This window comes from Methylothermus subterraneus (assembly GCF_054656915.1).
Window position 1 is genome coordinate 112266 of record NZ_BAAHXK010000004.1, and the last position, 18315, is coordinate 130580.

Consider the following 18315-nt stretch of genomic DNA (forward strand, 5'->3'; position numbering starts at 1 on the left):
CATGGCGGATTCATCCAAGACCGACTGGCGGCTGGAAGGGGAATATTTTGAAACCTGTAACTGTGCCACCACATGCCCTTGCATCTGGCTTAAGCCGCCGACCGAAGGCGAATGCAAGCTGCTGGTCGGCTGGCATATCGAGCGCGGTTATCTGGGAGAGACGCGCCTGGACGGTCTGAACGTAGCCTTGGCCTGTTATGCCCCTGGGAATATGCACAATGGCAACTGGCAGGTGGCGCTGTATCTCGACCAACGCGCCAATGAGAAGCAAAGGATTGCGCTGGAGCAAATTTTCGGCGGGCGCTTTGGCGGGCAGCCGGCGTTGTTGATGCGTTTTGTACGCAAGTTCCTCGGCAGCTACTGCGCTCGTATTGATTTCCTGGCCAACGGAAAGCGACGGCGGATGGTGGTCGAGGGGGTGGCGGAGGCCGAGATCGAGGGGATTGAAGGAATCCGGGGCGGGGTGCCGACCATCGATAATCCACCGTTGTGCGTGGTGGCCAGTCACCCGGCGGCGGTGGCCAAGTCGAAGCGTTACGTTTATCGCGATCAAGATTTTCACTGGGAATTTACCGAGCGCAATGGGTTTTATTCGCCTTTTGTTTATGGATCTGAGTGCTAAGGGATGGTGAGCGGACAAGGCTTTGTTCAATCGGTTGTGGTTTGGGGTGCCATGATGACGGCGATGATGCTGCCTGTCGGCCTGCCGATGTTGCGAGCAATCCGGCGCGTCTCTTCGGATGCGTGGCTGCCATGGACGTTCGCGCTGGGCTTGATGGAAGTTTGGTTGGTGTTCAGCCTGGCTCTGGCTGCGATACAATGGGCGGGGAGCCGCCTGCTTACAGGAGATTTTTTAGCTTGGACTACCCCGCTGTGGCTTGGTCTGGCCGGATGGTACCAGTTCTCCTCCTGGAAGCTTGCCTGTCTTAAGGTTTGCCGTTCGCCGTTGAGTTTTTTGCTGACAGAATGGCAGGGGAGACTTTGGAGTGGGATGCGGATGGGGTTGCGTTATGGGATGATATGCGTGGGCTGCTGCTGGGCCTTGATGGGATTGATGTTAGGTGTCGGGATGACGAATCTGTACGGGATGTTGGCCATCACTGCCTTGATGACATTGGAGAAGTTATTGCCTCTCCCGCCGCACAGAGTCAGCATAGCCTTGGGAGTTGGTCTGGTGGGTGCTGCGTTGTTTGCCATGTTAGGAGGAGGAAAATGAGCGCTCAAGTCAGCCGATTGCTCGTCTTCTTGCTGAGTGCTTTGGTGGTTAAACCACTGCAAGCGGAAAAGGCTCTGCCGAGCCAGGAAGTTCTGCTGAGCAAAGCGGTGACTTTGGCGAGCAAGCAAATAGTTACGCGCGTGGTTCGGGTCGAATTTCCGGTAGGTTTTAAGACTCCGCGCCACATCCACGAAGGGCCAGGTCCCCGCTACGTGCTGGCAGGCAAGGTTAAAATCGCCGACAAGAGCGGCGTGCGGGTCTATCAACCCGGGGAGGTGTTTTGGGAGACGGGCGAGCCCATGGTGGCTGAAAACGCTGCCGACACGCCTGCGGTGCTTTTGATTTTTGAGGTGACCCCCCAGGGTCCCCAAGAACGCGCTGGAAAAAGCGTTATCCAGCCTAAATGAGAACCAACCAAAAGGAGGAGTGACATGAGCCAGATCGTGGAAGAAGTGCTAAAAGCCAACCAGCAGTATGCTGCGACCTTCGGCGACAAGGCCAAGCTGCCGATGCCGCCGGCGCGGCGCTTTGCGATTTTGACCTGCATGGACGCGCGCTTGGATCCGGCCAAGTACGCTGGGCTTGCCGAAGGCGACGCGCACGTGATCCGCAACGCCGGCGGACGCGCCAGCGACGATGCGATCCGTTCGCTGGTGATTTCCTATAAGTTGCTGGGAACCCGGGAATGGTTTGTGATCCATCACACCGACTGCGGCATGGAGACCTTCACCGACGACATCATGGCCGAGCTTTTGTCCCACAGCCTCAAGACCGCCCAGTTGACCCCGGCAGGCTGGCGAGACGTGGGCGAGGGGCCGGGGTCGCCGGTGGGCAAATACATCAAGTGGTTGACGATCAAAGATCAGGCGCAAAGCGTGGTCGACGACGTGATCCGCATCAAGTCGCACCCTTTGGTGCCTAAAGAAATCCCGGTGTACGGGTACATCTACGACGTCAAGACCGGACGCTTGATCGAAGTGCCTGAGGCAACTCAAGCCGGCCGCGTCGGTTGAGCTTTGTCGAAGAGATTGAGTTTTGGAAAGCCGGCCGAAGGGCCGGCTTTTTTATGCCGGTAAGCAATTAATGCATTTTAAGAATATAAATATTATTTATTGTAATAACTTGTTCGGCTCTTCTACAATAGGCGCCGACTTAAAAGCGCAAACCAAATATGCTTCTGGCGATTTTTCTATCCTTGCTGATCGGCTTAAGCCTTGGCCTGTTGGGCGGGGGCGGGTCGATCCTGACCGTGCCGATTCTGGTTTATGTCTTGCACCTGGAAGTCAAAGAGGCGATCGCCACTTCGCTCCTGGTAGTGGGAGCGACCAGCGCCGTGGCGATGATCCAGCACGCCTGGCAGGGGGCGGTGAGCTGGCGGGTGGGGCCGATCTTTGGTGCCGCCGGCATGGCCGGGGCGTTTCTAGGCGGTTGGGTCGCTCGCTTTATTCCCTCGCCGCTTTTGCTTTTAAGCTTTGCTTTGATCATGCTTGCCACCGCTTGGGCGATGCTGCGCAACGGAAGCAAGGCAGAAAGGCCAAGGCAAGAGGGGGAGTGCGTGGATTGCCTGCCGCTTGCCAGGATCGTGCTGGATGGGCTGGTCGTCGGGGCGGTGACCGGGCTAGTGGGCGCCGGCGGCGGCTTTTTGGTGGTGCCGGCTTTGACCCTGCTGGGCGGGCTGCCTATGCATTTGGCGATCGGTACCTCGCTGCTGGTGATCGCGCTCAAATCCCTGGCTGGGTTTTTGGGGTATTTAAGCCACGTTTCGGTGGACTACGCTTTGGCCGGGGTGGTGACCGGTTCGGCCGTGGCCGGCTCGCTGGTGGGTGGCTGGCTGGCGCACAGGCTCAAAGCGGGCCACTTGCGCCGGGGGTTTGCGTGGTTTGTGATCGCGATGGCGGTTTATATCCTCGTCCGTCAGTGGGGGGAATGGCTGCTGGCCCTGTCCCAGGTGCTGGAGTCAATAAAGCGCGCGTTCTTTGAATAAGTTTTGCTGGAGGATTGGTTATGACCCAAATTCGGCATTCGGTCGTGATCATCGGCGGCGGCGCCGCCGGTGCGGGTATGGCTCACCGCTTGGTCGGCCAGCTCAAGTGCCAGGACGTGGCGGTGATCGAGCCATCGGAAGTGCATTACTATCAACCTATGTGGACGCTGGTCGGCGCGGGCGTGGTGAAACGGGAAACCACGTGGCGCAAGACTGCCGACGTACTGCCCAGGCAGGCGCGTTGGATTCAGGAGCGGGTGGTCGCAGTCGATCCGGATCGGCAGGTGGTCGAAACCCAAACCGGACGGAAGATCGGCTACGACTGGCTGATCGTCGCCGCCGGTCTCAAGCTCGATTGGGACAAGATCGATGGCTTGCGGCAAGAGCTCGTCGGCCAAGACGGCGTTTGCAGCAATTACAGCTACGCCACGGTGGCCTATACGTGGGAATTGATCCGCAATTTCCAAGGCGGGGTGGCGCTGTTCACCATGCCGCCGATGCCAATCAAGTGCCCCGGCGCGCCGCAGAAAATCGCGTATCTGGCCGAAGACTATTTCCGCCGCAAGGGGATTCGCGACCGCTCAACGGTGCATTATCTGACAAGCACGCCGGCCATCTTTGGTGTGGAAAAATACGCCAAGGCGCTGATGGAGCAGGTGATCCGTCCGCGCGATATTAAGGTAAGTTATCGCCACAATTTGGTAGCCATCCGGCCCAAGGCGCGCGAGGCGGTGTTTGAGAATTTGGACAGCGGCGAAACGACTGTCTTGCGCTACGACATGATCCATATTACCCCGCCACAGTCGCCGCCCGATTTTATCAAGAACAGCCCGCTGGCCAACGCCGCCGGGTGGGTGGACGTCGATCCCAACACCCTGCAGCACGTGCGCTATCCCAATGTGTTTGCGCTGGGCGATTGCGCCGGCACGCCCAACTCCAAGACCGCCGCTGCGGTCCGCTCGCAGGCGCCGGTGGTGGTGCGAAACCTGGCGGCGGCGATGCAAAAAAGAACGTTGTCGTGTGCCTATGACGGCTACGGTTCGTGCCCGCTGGTGACGCGTTACGGACGGGTGATCTTGGCCGAGTTCCTCTACGGAGGCAAGGTGCGCGAGACGTTTCCTTTCGACCAAGGCAAAGAACGCTACAGCATGTGGCTTTTAAAGCGCTATGTGCTGCCGATCGTGTATTGGCAGGGTTTGGTTAAAGGGCGCCAGTGGCCTTGGCCTATCCCGCGGGATTTTGGCAGCGGCCACGGGCCGGTATAACTGCAACTTGAAGGAGAACGTTATGGCTTCACCGGTGATTCGACACTTTTACCATGGGCCGACCAACACGTTCACGTACGTGGTGGCCTGTCCCGAAACCAAGCGCTGCGCGATTATCGATTCGGTGCTAGACTTTGCCTACAACGCCGGGAGAGTCAGCGCCGGCTTTGCCGATACGGTCATCGACTGCGTGCGCCGCGAGGGGTTGACGGTGGAATGGCTGCTCGAGACCCACGCCCACGCCGATCACTTGAGCGCCGCCGCCTACATCCAGACCAAATTGGGCGGCAGGATCGGCATCGGCGAGCACGTTCGGGAGGTGCAGCGGTATTTCAAGGAGTTTTACAACCTTCAGGACATCTCCGGCGACGGCTCGGAGTTTGACCATCTGTTCGCCGAGGGCGAACGCTTTACCATCGGCAATTTGCCGGTGCGGGTAATGCATACCCCTGGGCACACGCCGGCTTGCGTGACCTATGTCGTAAGCGAAGAGGCGGCGTTCGTAGGCGATACCGTCTTTATGCCCGATTACGGCACCGCCCGCTGCGATTTCCCCAACGGCAGCTCGCGGCAGCTGTACCGTTCGATTCGCGATAAAATCCTCACGCTGCCGCCGGAGACTAAGCTGTATATGTGCCACGACTACCGCCCCGACGCGCCGGGGCCGCGCCACGTGACCACGGTCAGGGAGGAGCGCGAGCGCAACCCGCTGGTCCACGACGGCACCAGCGAAGAGCAATTCGTCAAAATCCGCGACGGCATCGACCGGGTGCTGGCAGCGCCTCAGTACATCCTGCCCTCGTTGCAGGTCAACATCCGCGCCGGTCGCATGCCGCCGCCCGAGGCCAACGGCAGGCGGTATCTTAAGATTCCGCTGAACGCTTTGGGAAGCAACAACCTACCCTTGGATTTTTAGGAGGTGCGTTATGGCCAAGATCCTAATTTCCGCCAAATACGGCAGCAACCATCCGACCCTGGCGACCTTGCCCTACATCGCCGCCAAGACCGCCAAGGCGCAAGGGCACGAACCCACGCTGTTTCTCTGGGATGAGGCCACAGCTCTGGCGCGCCCGGGGGCGGCCGAGCACATCGTCGGGGTGAACGTCAAACCCTTGCGCGAGGTGCTCGCCGAGGTGATCGCCTTGGGGATCCCGATCTGGGTGTGCAAAGGCTGCGCCTTGGCGCGGGGAGTCGATCCCGACCGCATGATCCCAAACGCCCAGATCAAAGAAATGGCCGATTTTATCCAGGCTTTGGCCGAGTCCGACAAGAACGTTGAATATTGATATTTAGCGGTCTAGATCGACGTCGCGCCGGGCCGCGACGATGGTGACCGAGAACCCGGCGACGACGTCGATCAAGGCCATCAGCATCAGGGCAAAAAACACCGAGTTGCCCGCCTGGGGAACGATGAGAAACTCGACCAAAAACAGGGCGAACACCAAAACCGACAAGGCGTGATCGAACAGCGCGCTGGTTTGGGTGTTGGTCGCTTTGAGAACCTCGGCGTACAAAAGCAAAACCCCCAAAAAGATCAGCCCATCGCCCAGGGAAATTTCCCAGACGGCTTTTGAGGGTAGGGTCAGGTGCGCGATCCTTGCGTTAAGTTCCGCCAGGCCGCTCGCGATCAAGACGTTGTAAGCGAGCCATAACAGCGCCAAAAGCGGCGCAAAGCGAAGCATTGCCACTCTAAGAGTGAATCTTTAAGCGTTTGAAGAGCTCCTCGTCGCGGTAGTGCACGTCCGTCCAGCAACGCGGCAGCGCTTCGCCCGAAGGAAAGATCAAATCCGCTTTGGCAAATTTTTCCGGATCGCCGGGTTCCTCGCCGTAATGCAGGCGGCCGACGACCTCGCGGTGCAAGGGGTTGATCAGATCGCCTACGGTTAGAACTTCCACCAAGTGTCCGTCTTGTTTTCTTTTTAGGAACATAGGCTTCTCCTGTGCATGTGAGCTTAACAAAGCTATTTTACTCTGAAATTCGGCCTTGAAGACGGTAAATATCGTGCCCAGATTATTCGTGGGCTTTAAGCGATAGCGGGGGATTCGTGATGGCCGAGAGAATCCGTGATAGAGTAACGCGCGGGTGGGAAGACTTGAAGGATTTCCTCATGCGCAAGAAAACCAAAATCGAAGTCAACAAACCGCAAAAACTGCCCCTTTGGCAAGACCCAAGGTTTCAATGGCCTGCGTATGTGTTGCTTGCCGTCTTGCTGCTCTCGTTGTGGCAGAGTCTGCAAGAAGAGCGGCGCCTTGAGATCCCTTATAACCAGTTTTTGAGCTACGTCGAGCAAGGCAAAGTCGACAAGGTGGTGGTCAGCGAAAAGCGCATCACCGGCGTCCTCAAGCCCGAGACCCCGGCAACCGAGGCCAAGCCGTTTGTCACCGTGCCGCTGTGGGACGCCGAGTTGGCGGAAAAGCTCAAGAACCACAACGTCGAGTTTGTCGTCCGCCCGGAGACGACTAATTGGCTGGCGTATTTCTTCTTCAGTTGGGTTTTGCCTTTGGCGCTGCTGTTTTGGCTGTGGAATTTTATGGCCCAACGCATGGCCGGCGGGCGAAGCTTTCTGTCTTTGGGCAAGCGCGCGCGCATCTACGCCGAAGCCGACGTCAAGGTCCGTTTTGACGATGTGGCCGGGTGCGAGGAGGCCAAACAAGAGCTGATCGAGGTCGTCGAGTTCTTGAAAGACCCCAAGAAGATACGCAAGCTCGGCGGGCGTCCGCCCAAAGGGGTGTTGCTCGTCGGCCCGCCGGGGACGGGCAAAACGCTTTTAGCGCGGGCGGTGGCGGGCGAGGCGGGCGTGCCGTTTTTCAGCATCACCGGTTCGGAGTTTGTGGAGATGTTCGTGGGGGTGGGAGCGGCGCGGGTGCGCGATCTGTTCGAGCAGGCGCGCCAGAAAGCTCCGTGCATCATCTTTATCGACGAGATCGACGCCATCGGCCGCGCGCGCGGGGCCTCGCCCATCAGCCACGAAGAGCGCGAGCAGACTTTGAACCAGCTGCTGGCGGAGATGGACGGATTCGATCCCTCCGCCGGGGTGGTGGTGATGGCGGCGACCAATCGGCCGGAAATCTTAGACAAAGCCTTGCTGCGCCCTGGGCGTTTTGATCGGCAGATCGTCGTCGACAAGCCCGATGTGGCCGGCCGCGAGGCGATTTTAAAAATTCATGCCCGCAACAAGAAGCTGTGCGGGGATGTGGATCTGCACGTGGTGGCTTTAAGGACGCCGGGTTTTGTCGGCGCCGAGCTTGAGAACGTCTGCAACGAGGCGGCGATCATCGCGGTGCGCAAGGGGCACGAGTGCATCGCGATGGAAGACTTTGAGGCCGCCATCGACCGCGTGATCGCAGGCCTCGAGCGCAAGACCCGGGCGCTCAGCCCCAAAGAAAAGGAGCGCGTCGCCTACCACGAATCCGGCCACGCTTTGGTCGCCGAGAGCGTTCCCACCGGCGAGCCGGTGCACAAGGTCTCGATTATTCCCCGCGGGATCGGGGCTTTGGGGTACACGCTGCAGCTGCCGGTGGAGGAAAAGTTTCTGGCTACCGAACAGGAGCTCAAGGATCAGTTGGCGATCCTTTTGGGCGGTCGATGCGCGGAGGAGATCGTCTATGGGGACGTTTCTACCGGCGCCCAGAATGATCTCGAAAAAGCCAGCGAGATCGCCCGCAACATGGTGTGCTATCTGGGCATGAGCAAACAGCTCGGCCCCGGCACTTGGGGGCAGCGCCAGCAGTTGGCGTTTCTCGAAGGCGGCGTGCAGGAAATCAAAAACTACAGCGAACAGACCGCCCAAGCCATCGACGCAGAGGTCAAGCAATTGCTTAAAGAGGCCCACGACCGGGCCCGCGCCGTTTTGGAGGGCCACCGCGACGCGCTGGAGGCTTTGGCTCGAGAACTGCGCGAGAAAGAGGTCTTGAGCGGCGAAGAGGTCAAGGCGGTTTTGGCCAAGCATCAGGTAGGCAAAACCAAAGAGACGGTTGCTGCCACGTGATTTTTGGCATCCTAACGTAAGGGGAGGATAAGCCATGCTAAAGAAAGGGTTGTTTTTGGCTTTGTTTGTGCTAACGGCTGAAGTTTTCGCGGTGGAGATCGACCTTTCTATAGTTGGAGTTCAGCGCGTTGCCCCAAATATGATCCGCTTGCGCAATGTGACGGTTCCAGGCTACGGGAATTATTGGGCGGATATGTTGTGGGATCCCCAGCAAAACGTTTTCCGCGTCGCTAACGCGGGACCAGATAGGCTCCCCCAACTTGCCGTCACCGTTGCCCGTTATACGGTGGCAAGAAACTCGGCACCTAATCTTACTCAAGCCTGTATGGAAGATCTTACTCAAGCCTGTATGGAAGAGTTCGGTCCGGCTTCCCGTCAGGCCGATTGGCAAGACGTCAAGGGGCTTTTAGGCAGCGACAACAACGCCCTACGCGCCTTTATCGAGAGCAGTGGTATCGTCCCTGGAGATTATTATTTCGTAACTTACGGAAAAAGCGTTTTGACCGCCGAGGGTAACCCTTACTTTATGGCCACGGGAAGCGCCGGCGGGGTGCAAAAAGAAGCCGTTGGTGGCGACGCTTTGAGGCTCCATTACACATCTAGCACATTGACGGGAAAGGTCGTTTGCGTCAACACCGATCTCATCGGTTTCCCGAAATAAGCGTTAAATCGGCAGTGAAAACCCTCAGGCGTTTACAGCTTTGCGATATAGGAGAAAGTAGACCACCGGGATCACCAGCAGGGTGAAGGAAGTCGAGGCGAAGATACCGAAGATAAAGCTCCAGGCAAGGCCCGAGAAGATCGGGTCGAGGGTGATGACCACCGAACCGAACATGGCGGTTCCGGCGGTGAGGAAGATGGGGCGAAGGCGCACCGCGCCTGCCTCGATTAGCGCTTCGGTCAAGGGCCGGCCCTGGTTCACCAGGCGCTGGGTGAAATCGATCAGGATGATGGAGTTGCGCACCACGATCCCGGCGAGCGCGATCATGCCGATCATCGCCGTGGCGGTGAAGAACACTGGGTTGGGGAAGCCGCGGATCGGCTCCGGAAACAGGTTCAGCAGCCAGAAGCCGGGCAGGATGCCGATGACGGTCAAAGGGATGGCGATCATGATCACGATAGGCATCCCTAAGGAATCGGTCTGCATCACCAGCAACACGTAGATCATCACCAGCGCGGCGGCGAAAGCCAGGCCCAGATCGCGAAACACGTCCACGGTGATTTTCCATTCCCCTTCGCCGCGCAGGGTGAAGTCGTAGCCTTCAGGCAAGGGATCTTCCTTCAAGCTCCGGGTGAGGGCGAGAACCGCCTCCAGAGGCGTGTGGCCGGCCATTTCGGCCAAGACGTAGCCTACCGGCTTGAGGTTCTTGTGGTAGCGAGTGAGCGGTTCGCGCGTGGGCACGAAGCGGCCCAGTTCGCCTAGAGGCACGAGTTGGCCGTCGCCGCCGCGGACCCACAAGCTGCCTAGGATCTCCGGCTGGGACCGAATTGGCCGCTCGAGGCGGACGAGCGCAGGGGCGGGCTGGCGCTCGTTTTCGGCGTGCAGCAGGCCGATTTGGAGGCCGCCCAAGGCGGCGGTCAAGGTCTTGGCGATCTGGGCGGTGGAGATGCCGTGCAAGGCCGCCTTGGCCTGATCGACTTGAAACTCCAGCCGGGTTTGCGGTTCGTCCACGAGGTCGTCCACGTCGACTAAGATGGCAAGCCGGTCGAAGGCGCGCCGCACCTTTAAAGTGGCGGCGGCGAGCTCGTCGTAAGCCACCCCCGGCGGGCCGTAGACCTCGGCGACCACGGTCGAGAGCACCGGCGGCCCCGGCGGCACTTCGACGATCTTGACCTTGGCGCCGTGGCGGGCGGCGATGGCCTCGATGTCGGGTCGGATGCGCAAGGCGATCTCGTGGGATTGCTGCTCGCGCTGACGTTTGTGGATTAGGTTGATGCGGATGTCGCCCTGATGGCTGGCGGAGCGCAGATAGTAATGGCGTACCAGGCCGTTGAAGTCGATGGGGGAGGCCTGGCCGATATAAGTCGTAAAATCGGTGATCTCGTTGACCGTGACCAGATAGTCTTCCAGATCGCGGGCCACCGCGTCGGTTTCCTCCAGCGAAGCGCCGCGGGGCAGGTCGATCACCAGCTGCAGCTCGTCCTTGTTGTCGAAAGGCAGGAGCTTGAGCGGGATCGCAAACACCGCCAGCAGGCAGGAGAGCACGAACAAAAGCGCCACCCCGCCCAAAAACAGCCCGCTGCGGCCCGGAGAGGCGATCAGCGGCCCTAGGACTTTCTGATATCCGCGGTAAATGAGGCTGGCGTGGAGATCGTAGGGCTTTTCGTCGGGTTTAGCGTATTCGCTTTTGAGCAAGTGATAACTGGCCCAAGGGGTGACGGTAAACGCTACCAAGAGCGACATCAGCATCGCCACCGGCACGTTGAAGGCCATAGGCGCCATGTAGGGGCCCATCATCCCGGTGATGAAGAACAAGGGCAAGAACGAGACGATGACCGTGAAGGTGGCGTAGATGGTGGGCGGGCGCACCTCGTCCACCGCAGTCAGGGCCGCCTGCAGCGGCGGCTGCCGGCGCAGCTTGAAATGCCGGTAGATGTTCTCCACGTCGACGATGGGGTCGTCCACCAACAGGCCCAGCGACAGGACCAGGGCGAACAGGGTGACGCGGTTGATGGTGTAGCCAAAGAGCAAATCGCAAAACAGCGTGACGCCCAAGGTCATGGGGACGGCGATGGCGACGATGAACGCCTCGCGCACCCCGAGGGCGATGGCCAGCACGGTGACCACGATGGCGATGGCGACGAACAGGTGTTCCACCAGTTCGTTGACCTTGGTGTTGGCGGTCTCGCCGTAATCGCGGGTGACGGTGACGCTGACTTGGGCGGGAATGACGCGGCCGTGCAGCGATTTGATCTTCTCGATCACTTCGCGCGCCACCGTTACGGCGTTGGCTCCGCGGCGCTTGGGTACGGCCAGGGTGACCGCCGGGCGCGATTCGTTGGGTTCGGCCAGCGGGCCAGCGATGTGTTTGCTGCGCTTGGCCTGAGGTCCAAAGCCGATGCGGGTGAGGGTTTCGACCTCGGCGGGTCCGTCTTCCAGGCGCGCCACCTCGCGCAGATACACCGGCCGGCCTTGATATTGGCCGACGACGGTGGCGGCGGCCTGATCTAGGGTCTTCCAGAAAGGACCGGCTTCGAGCCGCACCCGCTGGCCCAGGCGGTCGAATTCGCCGGCTTGGAGGTTGAAATTGGCCTTTTGCAAGGAGTCGATCAGTTCCAGCAAGCTCAAATGCTGAGCGGCCAGCTTGGCCGGGTCGGGGTAGATCGATAAGGTGCGGCGCTCGCCGCCGGCGATCCACAATTTTCCGGTGTTGTCCACCTGCCCGATCTTGTCTAAGAGTTCCTCGGCGATGCGGCGCAGTTCGTAGCTGCTGTAGGCCGGATCGGGGGAGGACAAAGTCACCAGGACGATGGGAACGTCGTCGATCTCCACCGGCTTGACCGTCCACGAGGTGACCAACGGCGGGATGAGATCGCGGTTGGACATCAGCTTGCTCCAGGTTTTGAGCAGGCTGTCCTCGCGGTCCTCGCCCACGTAGTAGCGCACCGTAGCGATGGCCCGCCCGGGCATGGAGAGGGAATAGACGTATTCGACCCCGGGGATCTCCCACAGCTTGTGCTCTAAGGGCGTGGCTATGAGCTTCTCCACCTCGTCCACGGAGGTGCCGGGGGCCTCGACCAGCACGTCCATGACTGGCACCACGATCTGGGGTTCTTCCTCGCGCGGGGTCCAAAGCAAAGCCGCCAGTCCGAGCAGCAGCGAGGCGCTGAGGATCAAGGGCGCCAGGCGCGATTCGATGAAGACTTGAACGATGCGGGCGGTAAAACCCAGTTTTGCCTCCGCCATCTCAGCGCCTGGGGTCGGGAAGTTGGACTCGGTCGCCCGCTTTTAATCCGGCCAGGATCTCCACCTGGCCGTCGATGCGCCTGCCGGTGCGCACCAGCCGGGTCTGGATGCGAGCGTCGCGCACGTAGAGAACCGTCTCCAGTTGCCCTACCCGGCGAACGGCGGCCTCGGGCAGCAACAACACGCTTTCCTCGCCGCAGCGTTGCTCGACCCAGGCGAAGGCGCCGGGTAGGAGTTTTTGCCCTTGGGGCAGGGAGGCTTTTACCTCAAGGGTATGGGTGAAAGGATCGGCGGCGCCCGCGATGTCGGTCACCGGCGCGCTCAAGTTCAAGTTCTGGCTTGGAATTTCGACGCTGAGCTCGGCGCCGGGCGTGAGATACATGGCGCATTGCTCGGGGATATAGACCTTGGCTTCCAGCTGGGCGGGATTTTGGAGCACTAAAATGGGACGGCCAGGGAGAGCCATGTCGCCTGGGTCGGCGAGGCGTTCGATAACGCTGCCGGCAAAGGGGGCGCGCAGCTGGGTTTCCTGAAGCTGGGACTGGATGGCCTGGATCTGCCGGCGCGCTTGTTCGACGCGGGCGGCGGCGGTGCGTTCGGCGGCGACGGCGGCGTCCAGGTCCTGCGCGGTGGCGGCTTGCTCCCGGAACAGATTGCGGAGCCGGCGGGCGTCGGCGGCGGCGCGCTCGGCTTGCGCTTGCGCGGCGACCAAAGCGGCCTTGGCCCCTTCCAGGCGGGCGCGGATTTCGCTGTCGTCGAGGCGAGCGAGCAGTTGTCCCGACTCGACGGCGGAGCCGATCTCCACGCGGATCTCTAAGATTCGCCCGGGGACTTTGGGGGCGATGCGGGTTACGGTGGCGGCGTTTATGGTGGCGGGCCAGCGCAGCTTGCGCGGCAGGAGGTGTTCGCTAACCGGCACGGTGGGGCCGGTCGCCGCAGGCTCTAAGCCCTCGGTATTTCCCGGCGGGACCTTGGTGGCAAAAGCCCCCTCCAGCCCGGCGAGCAAAATGGCCAAACCGAAGATGGCGAGCGGGCCAAAGACGAGTTGGCCGGTCGGTTTCACGGTGGGTCCTCCTGCAAAGACCAGCTTCCGCTGGCGCGCTTGAGTTCCGCCTTTGCCGTCAGGGCGGCGAAACGAGCAGAAATCAGGCGCAGGCGCGCGGCGGCGAGGTCGGTCTCGGCTTCGAGAAACCGGGTCACGGTGGCGGCGCCGCTGCGGTATTGGGCTTGCACTATCTTAAGCGCTTCGGCGGCAGAGGCGACCGCTTTGCGGGCGACTTCGACCTGGGCTAAAGCCTCGCGCAGGTTCAACCAGGCGCTTCGGACCTCGTGTTCCACCGCCAGGCGGGTGTGTTCGGCGGTTGCCTTGGCTTCCTCCAGCCGCTGTCTGGCCTCACGGATGCGCGCGCTCAACAGGCCGCCGGAAAACAGGTCGATCTTCGCCTGTACGCCTACGGTCCAGTTGTCGCGCGAGGTGGCCAGGCGCGGAGTGGGGCTATTTAGGCCGTAGACGGTAAAAGCATCGACCTGCGGCCAGCGTTCTCCCATGGCCGCTTTGAGCTCTTTCTCGCGCGCGGCGATTTGTTTTTGCGCTGCCAGCCACTCGGGGCGCCGCGCCAACGCCTGGCGTAGCCAGTCTTCGATGGCGCCGGCGCTGGCTGGCAGCTTGGGTGAGTCTTCCCGGATATCGATCACGCTTTCGGCCGGCAGGGCCAGCAGAGTAGCTAGGGCCGAACGGGCGGCGGCCTGGGCGTTTTCGGCGCGGATCTTTGCCGCCTGCGCCTCGGCCAGGCGCACCTCTAAAGACAGCACGTCAGATTTGAGCGCGGTTCCTTCCCGCTGGCGGACGCGCATCCGCTCCAGTTCCCGAGTCACGGTGACCAAGGTTTTATTCGCCACCGCGATCCGCCGCGGCGCCTCGAGCAGGGCATAAAAGGCTTGGCTGGCAGCGGTGGCCAGGCGGTTTTGCAGCTCGGCCTGGTGTAGGCGCGCAACCTCTATTCCCAGTTCGGCCGCTTGCCGCGCGTACCAATCCCGGCCGCCGCGAAACAGCGACCAGGTGGCCCCGACTTCAGGACGGAAGTCCTCGACGAAGCCGGGGCGGTTGATGTCCATGCCAAAGTCAAAGCGGCGTTGGGCGACGATGAAACCGAAGGCGCGGGAAGGGTCGTTGGTATGGGTGTAGGCGACGCCGGCGGTCACCCGCGGAAAGAAAGCCGCGTTTACTTCTTCCAGTTTGGTCTGGGCTTGGGCGATACGCGCAGCTCCTGCGCTCAGCTCGGGATTGCGCGCGATCACTTCGGCGATCACCTTATCGAGCGTCCAGGCCGCGTCGGGCTCGGCGCCAACAGCCTCCCCCCAAAGCAGCACGCACCAAGCGAGCCAAATCCCCAAGATTGCGTTCACGCAGTTTCGCGGCGGTTTTTTGCAAGATTATTAGCTGATTCTGTTGAAAAGACAATAAGTGGCCGTTACGAGGCGCCGGTCAAGCCGTATTTTTGCATGCGGTAGCGCAAAGTCTCACGGCTGATTTTAAGCAGGCGGGCGGCGGCGGCGACGTTGCCGGAAGTGCGGGAAAGCGCAGCGGTGAGGATTTTGCATTCCATCTCATCGAGCGAGAGGCTGCCGTCTAAAGGCAGATGGATCGCAAGGTCGTTTGCCGGGGCCGTTGCCACGCCCGGCAGGTTGAGCCATTGCAAAGGGAAGACTTCGTTTTCGGCGAGCAGCACGCAGCGCTCGACCACGTTGCGCAGTTCTCGCACGTTGCCCGGCCAGTGGTAGCGGTACAAGGCTCGCCAGACGGAGTCGGGGATGATTTTGACCTTTTTGCCGGCGCGCGCGTTGAATTCGGCGATCAAAGCGGGCACCAGGCTTTTTAAATCTTCTTTGCGCTCGCGCAAGGGCGGCAAAGTGACCTGGAACACGCTCAGGCGGTGGTAGAGGTCCTCGCGGAATCTTCCGGCCTTAACCTCTTGCAACAAATCTCGGCCGGTGGCGGCGATGATCTGCACGTCCACCTGGATTTCGCGCTCGCCCCCCAACCGGCGAATGCGTTTGTCTTCCACCGCCTTGAGCAGCTTGGCCTGGATCGCCAGATCCAGCTCCCCGATCTCGTCTAAGAACAGGGTGCCGCCGTTGGCTTGCTCCAGCAGCCCCAAGTGGCGCCCTTTGGCCCCGGTGAAAGCCCCAGGTTCGTAGCCGAACAGCTCGGCTTCGACCAAGTCGCGCGGCAGCGCCGCGCAGTTGAGTTCCACCCACGGCCCTTGGCGGCGCCTGCCGCTGTAGTGCAGGATGCGCGCGGCCAAGCCTTTGCCGGTGCCGGTCTCCCCCTGCAGCACCAAGGCGGAGAAGGGAAGGCCGGCGAGCTTCTGCAACAGCCGGCGCAACTCCTCCACGGCCGGGCTGCTGCCGAGAAAGCTTTGCGGGGTGTAGCGCGCCTGCCCTTGAGCCGCCTCGAAAGCCAAACGCTTTTGCGCCAGCGCTGAACGCACGGCGCTCTCGAGCACCAGTTGCAGGCGTCCTAGGTCGCAAGGTTTCTCCAGAAACTCATAAGCGCCCAGGCGCAACGCCCGGACCGAATCGGCCACCGTCCCATAGCCGGTCAGAAAGATCCACTCGCTGCCCGGCTGTCTGCCGCCGCGGCTTTCAAAGAAATCCAGGGCGTTGCCGTCCGGCAGGCTCATGTCGGAGAGCACTACCGCAGGTTCTAGCCCCTGATCTAGGAACGTGCAGGTTTCCTGCAAAGTGCGCGCGAGGGTGACGTCGAAACCCAGCTTGCGGCAGTGGTGGGCCAACTCCTCACCCAATAGGGGTTCGTCTTCGATGATCAAGAGGGCGGTTTGCATGGAATCTCCAGGGTGACGCAGGCACCGTGCGGTGAGTTCTGACCAAGGTGAAGGCGGCCGTCGAGGCTCGTGACAAAGCGTTTGACCATAAGCAGCCCAAGTCCCGTGCCGCCGTCTTTGCCGCTGGCGAACGGGCGGATGCCGCGGGTCAACACCTCTTCCGGGAAACCGCAGCCGTCGTCGCGCACCCGGACGATCAAGCGGTTGTCGGCGGCCTGGTGGACCTCGATCCAAATGTTGCCTTTCTGACCCAAGGCCTGGGCGGCGTTGAGGACCAGATTGATGAGCGCTTGGCGCAGCCCAATCTCGGGCAGCCAGACCCGGGTTTCGCCTCGGGCTTGGTAATGCAGGCGGATGCCTTCCGGCAGCTGATAACGCATCAGCTCCAGAACTTCGCGCACGGTCCGGTCCAGATCGACCTCCTGCAAGGGTTCGGGCTGATGGCGGGCTTGGTCTAAGAGGTGGTTGAGATGGCGGTTTAGGCGTTCCAGTTCGGCCAGGATCAGGTCAAAGCGCGAGCTTACGGCAGGATCGGAGCATTCGGCGCGCAGGTTGCAGAGCGCCACCTGGATTCCAGCCAGCGGATTGCGCAGTTCATGGGCGAGTCCTGCGGCCAACTCTCCTAAAGCCGCCAGGCGTTCGGCGCGGGCCAAGTCCTGGCTCTGGGCGAGGAGAGTACGCGCTGCCGCCCGCACTTGGTCCTCCAAGGAACGGGCGCGGGCGCGGTGCGCCGCTTCTAACTCGCCAAGGCGCTGGACCATATGGTTGTAATTGGCGATCAGCGTATTCCAGGGAGGCGCGAGGTTCTGATGGGCGATGGGTTCGAAGTGCCCTTCGGCCAGGCGCAAAAAGAGCTCGTTCATCCGCGTCAGCGGTACCAGCAGCCAGTGTCTGGCCAAAATTCCCCCTAAAATCAGCAAAATCAAAAGCGCGACCGTTGCGGCAAGGCCGCCCTCCAGTTCGATTTGGATGTCTTCTACGACTTGGGTCAACAGGTTGGTCGTGCTGTTGGCTTGCCGCTTTAGCAGGCCTTGCAAGCGCCGCTGGGCTTCATAGAGGCGATTTTGCGCCAAGAGCGTAAAAATCGCTTGGCTGTGCTTGGCGATTGGCGTTTGCGCCAATTGGTTCTGCAACGCGTAAAGATCGCTCTGGCCCGGCCGATCTAGGGCTTTTTGAAATTGCAGCTGTAAGGTCTGCAATTGGTCCAATTCGCCGATGACCTGGCGGATGTGATGGATCCGTTCCAGATTGCGCCAGCTCAAGTACACGAACGCGAGCAAGACGGCCAACAGCAAGGCACATAGCACAATCCCGGTCAGCAGCAAAGGGCGATAGAAAGAGCTCGGGGCGAGTTTTTTGCCTCCGGACTCCTTAGAACCTGAGGTTGACGCTGAGCATAGGCGCATGGATCACCTGGGATTTGGGTCTTCGACCGCCGAACTGATCGGCAGGGGTGTATTGGTTAAGATAGCCGAATTCGACCCAGGATTTGGGGGTAAAGTTGTATGCCAGCCCTAAAAAACCGCGGTTGGCGTTCAGGCCAGACTGGGCACCCCAATTGGCGGTGATTTGACTCCAATCGGTGGTGTTCAAGCTGATAAAGACTTCATCCCAAAAGACCCCTGCCCATTTGGATCCCGGGCGCAAGGGATGGGTTAATCTCAGCATCTGCCTGAGGCGCCAACTCTTGTCGGCGGTGGTGTTTAAAAACCTTTGCTCTAGGCGGGTGCGTGAGGTGAAGTTGCCGTCTAGGATGGGATGGCTGAAGATCACTTGCTCGAACACCCGGTGCTCGTGAATCGTACTCAGGTTGGAATCGATAGCGCTTTTGAACGGCACATAGGCGTAGCCCAGCCACACGCTCCAGTTGGGGTTTAAGGCATAGCCTACCGCCGGGCGCACGAAGCCGCGGGCGAAGTCGGAGGAGTGATGGTTAAAGCGGCCTTGCAGCTCCAGATACCAAAGCCAAGGGTTTTGGTTTCGCCAGGGTCCTTGGGCGATAAACTGCGCCCAGGTCTGAAAGTCTGCGTCGGTCTGGGTAGCCAAGGCCGGTTGCAGGGCGAGTAGCCCAAAACCCAGCAAGGCAAGCCTTACAATAGACATGTTTCC

General features: G+C 60.7%; 18 protein-coding genes. 10 read left to right on the forward strand and 8 right to left on the reverse strand.

Annotated features, from left to right (window positions below; genetic code table 11):
• Nucleotide 1 precedes the first annotated feature (1 nt).
• From ACYQ3M_RS05075 to ACYQ3M_RS05110, 8 genes are all read left to right on the forward strand, one after another.
• Nucleotides 2–622 (forward strand): DUF1326 domain-containing protein, encoded by a 621-nt coding sequence (locus tag ACYQ3M_RS05075; protein WP_460034974.1) that lies wholly within the window; start codon nt 2–4, stop codon nt 620–622.
• 3 nt (nt 623–625) lie between these two features.
• Entirely contained in the window at nt 626–1216 is a 591-nt protein-coding gene (locus ACYQ3M_RS05080) for a DUF2182 domain-containing protein (RefSeq protein WP_460034975.1), read from the forward strand.
• A complete protein-coding gene (locus tag ACYQ3M_RS05085; RefSeq protein ID WP_460034976.1) occupies nt 1213–1623 on the forward strand; it encodes a cupin domain-containing protein in 411 nt (136 codons plus the stop codon). Before ACYQ3M_RS05080 ends, ACYQ3M_RS05085 begins: the two co-directional genes overlap by 4 nt.
• Before the next feature lie 24 nt (nt 1624–1647).
• Nucleotides 1648–2229, forward strand: a complete 582-nt coding sequence (locus tag ACYQ3M_RS05090) for a beta-class carbonic anhydrase (protein WP_460034977.1) — start codon at nt 1648–1650, stop codon at nt 2227–2229.
• 158 nt (nt 2230–2387) lie between these two features.
• Complete coding sequence (locus ACYQ3M_RS05095; RefSeq protein WP_460034978.1) at nt 2388–3200, forward strand: sulfite exporter TauE/SafE family protein; 813 nt, start codon at nt 2388–2390, stop codon at nt 3198–3200.
• A gap of 20 nt (nt 3201–3220) precedes the next feature.
• Nucleotides 3221–4465, forward strand: a complete 1245-nt coding sequence (locus ACYQ3M_RS05100) for an NAD(P)/FAD-dependent oxidoreductase (protein WP_460034979.1) — start codon at nt 3221–3223, stop codon at nt 4463–4465.
• Nucleotides 4466–4487: 22 nt separating this feature from the next.
• Nucleotides 4488–5381 carry an MBL fold metallo-hydrolase gene (locus ACYQ3M_RS05105; RefSeq protein WP_460034980.1) on the forward strand — a complete coding sequence of 298 codons (894 nt, stop codon included), beginning with the start codon at nt 4488–4490 and terminating at the stop codon, nt 5379–5381.
• A gap of 10 nt (nt 5382–5391) precedes the next feature.
• Nucleotides 5392–5751 carry a DsrE family protein gene (locus ACYQ3M_RS05110; protein ID WP_460034981.1) on the forward strand — a complete coding sequence of 120 codons (360 nt, stop codon included), beginning with the start codon at nt 5392–5394 and terminating at the stop codon, nt 5749–5751.
• Between the two features lie 3 nt (nt 5752–5754).
• Here ACYQ3M_RS05110 and ACYQ3M_RS05115 read toward each other — a convergent pair whose 3' ends face one another.
• Together ACYQ3M_RS05115 and ACYQ3M_RS05120 are read right to left on the reverse strand one after the other, a co-directional pair.
• Complete coding sequence (locus ACYQ3M_RS05115; RefSeq protein WP_460034982.1) at nt 5755–6147, reverse strand: hypothetical protein; 393 nt, start codon at nt 6145–6147, stop codon at nt 5755–5757.
• A 7-nt stretch (nt 6148–6154) separates the two neighbouring features.
• Nucleotides 6155–6394, reverse strand: coding sequence for an acetyltransferase (locus ACYQ3M_RS05120; RefSeq protein ID WP_460034983.1), 240 nt, complete (start codon nt 6392–6394; stop codon nt 6155–6157).
• A gap of 179 nt (nt 6395–6573) precedes the next feature.
• Between ACYQ3M_RS05120 and ftsH the strand changes: the two genes are divergently transcribed.
• Both ftsH and ACYQ3M_RS05130 read left to right on the forward strand, forming a co-directional pair.
• On the forward strand, nt 6574–8454 hold the full coding sequence (gene ftsH, locus ACYQ3M_RS05125; protein WP_460034984.1) for an ATP-dependent zinc metalloprotease FtsH: 1881 nt from the start codon (nt 6574–6576) through the stop codon (nt 8452–8454).
• 34 nt (nt 8455–8488) lie between these two features.
• A complete protein-coding gene (locus ACYQ3M_RS05130; RefSeq protein ID WP_460034985.1) occupies nt 8489–9115 on the forward strand; it encodes a hypothetical protein in 627 nt (208 codons plus the stop codon).
• Nucleotides 9116–9139: 24 nt separating this feature from the next.
• Here ACYQ3M_RS05130 and ACYQ3M_RS05135 read toward each other — a convergent pair whose 3' ends face one another.
• From ACYQ3M_RS05135 to ACYQ3M_RS05160, 6 genes are all read right to left on the reverse strand, one after another.
• The gene (locus tag ACYQ3M_RS05135) at nt 9140–12361 is read right to left on the reverse strand and encodes an efflux RND transporter permease subunit (protein WP_460034986.1); all 3222 of its coding nucleotides are present in this window, start codon (nt 12359–12361) and stop codon (nt 9140–9142) included.
• A gap of 1 nt (nt 12362) precedes the next feature.
• On the reverse strand, nt 12363–13424 hold the full coding sequence (locus ACYQ3M_RS05140; protein WP_460034987.1) for an efflux RND transporter periplasmic adaptor subunit: 1062 nt from the start codon (nt 13422–13424) through the stop codon (nt 12363–12365).
• Nucleotides 13421–14767 (reverse strand): TolC family protein, encoded by a 1347-nt coding sequence (locus tag ACYQ3M_RS05145; RefSeq protein WP_460034988.1) that lies wholly within the window; start codon nt 14765–14767, stop codon nt 13421–13423. Before ACYQ3M_RS05145 ends, ACYQ3M_RS05140 begins: the two co-directional genes overlap by 4 nt.
• Nucleotides 14768–14832: 65 nt before the next feature.
• Entirely contained in the window at nt 14833–16206 is a 1374-nt protein-coding gene (locus tag ACYQ3M_RS05150; protein ID WP_460034989.1) for a sigma-54-dependent transcriptional regulator, read from the reverse strand.
• On the reverse strand, nt 16188–17612 hold the full coding sequence (locus ACYQ3M_RS05155; RefSeq protein WP_460034990.1) for a sensor histidine kinase: 1425 nt from the start codon (nt 17610–17612) through the stop codon (nt 16188–16190). Before ACYQ3M_RS05155 ends, ACYQ3M_RS05150 begins: the two co-directional genes overlap by 19 nt.
• Complete coding sequence (locus tag ACYQ3M_RS05160) at nt 17578–18309, reverse strand: DUF2490 domain-containing protein (protein ID WP_460034991.1); 732 nt, start codon at nt 18307–18309, stop codon at nt 17578–17580. The genes ACYQ3M_RS05155 and ACYQ3M_RS05160 overlap by 35 nt, the downstream gene beginning before the upstream one ends.
• Between the last annotated feature and the right edge of the window lie 6 nt (nt 18310–18315).

What these genes read in the sequence shown, in the direction of transcription:
- ACYQ3M_RS05075 (WP_460034974.1), top strand. Translation starts at nt 2, where the DNA reads ATGGCGGATTCATCCAAGACCGACTGGCGGCTGGAAGGGGAATATTTT.
- ACYQ3M_RS05080 (WP_460034975.1), top strand. Translation starts at nt 626, where the DNA reads ATGGTGAGCGGACAAGGCTTTGTTCAATCGGTTGTGGTTTGGGGTGCC.
- ACYQ3M_RS05085 (WP_460034976.1), top strand. Translation starts at nt 1,213, where the DNA reads ATGAGCGCTCAAGTCAGCCGATTGCTCGTCTTCTTGCTGAGTGCTTTG.
- ACYQ3M_RS05090 (WP_460034977.1), top strand. Translation starts at nt 1,648, where the DNA reads ATGAGCCAGATCGTGGAAGAAGTGCTAAAAGCCAACCAGCAGTATGCT.
- ACYQ3M_RS05095 (WP_460034978.1), top strand. Translation starts at nt 2,388, where the DNA reads ATGCTTCTGGCGATTTTTCTATCCTTGCTGATCGGCTTAAGCCTTGGC.
- ACYQ3M_RS05100 (WP_460034979.1), top strand. Translation starts at nt 3,221, where the DNA reads ATGACCCAAATTCGGCATTCGGTCGTGATCATCGGCGGCGGCGCCGCC.
- ACYQ3M_RS05105 (WP_460034980.1), top strand. Translation starts at nt 4,488, where the DNA reads ATGGCTTCACCGGTGATTCGACACTTTTACCATGGGCCGACCAACACG.
- ACYQ3M_RS05110 (WP_460034981.1), top strand. Translation starts at nt 5,392, where the DNA reads ATGGCCAAGATCCTAATTTCCGCCAAATACGGCAGCAACCATCCGACC.
- ACYQ3M_RS05115 (WP_460034982.1), bottom strand. Translation starts at nt 6,147, where the DNA reads ATGCTTCGCTTTGCGCCGCTTTTGGCGCTGTTATGGCTCGCTTACAAC.
- ACYQ3M_RS05120 (WP_460034983.1), bottom strand. Translation starts at nt 6,394, where the DNA reads ATGTTCCTAAAAAGAAAACAAGACGGACACTTGGTGGAAGTTCTAACC.
- ftsH (WP_460034984.1), top strand. Translation starts at nt 6,574, where the DNA reads ATGCGCAAGAAAACCAAAATCGAAGTCAACAAACCGCAAAAACTGCCC.
- ACYQ3M_RS05130 (WP_460034985.1), top strand. Translation starts at nt 8,489, where the DNA reads ATGCTAAAGAAAGGGTTGTTTTTGGCTTTGTTTGTGCTAACGGCTGAA.
- ACYQ3M_RS05135 (WP_460034986.1), bottom strand. Translation starts at nt 12,361, where the DNA reads ATGGCGGAGGCAAAACTGGGTTTTACCGCCCGCATCGTTCAAGTCTTC.
- ACYQ3M_RS05150 (WP_460034989.1), bottom strand. Translation starts at nt 16,206, where the DNA reads ATGCAAACCGCCCTCTTGATCATCGAAGACGAACCCCTATTGGGTGAG.
- ACYQ3M_RS05155 (WP_460034990.1), bottom strand. Translation starts at nt 17,612, where the DNA reads ATGCGCCTATGCTCAGCGTCAACCTCAGGTTCTAAGGAGTCCGGAGGC.
- ACYQ3M_RS05160 (WP_460034991.1), bottom strand. Translation starts at nt 18,309, where the DNA reads ATGTCTATTGTAAGGCTTGCCTTGCTGGGTTTTGGGCTACTCGCCCTG.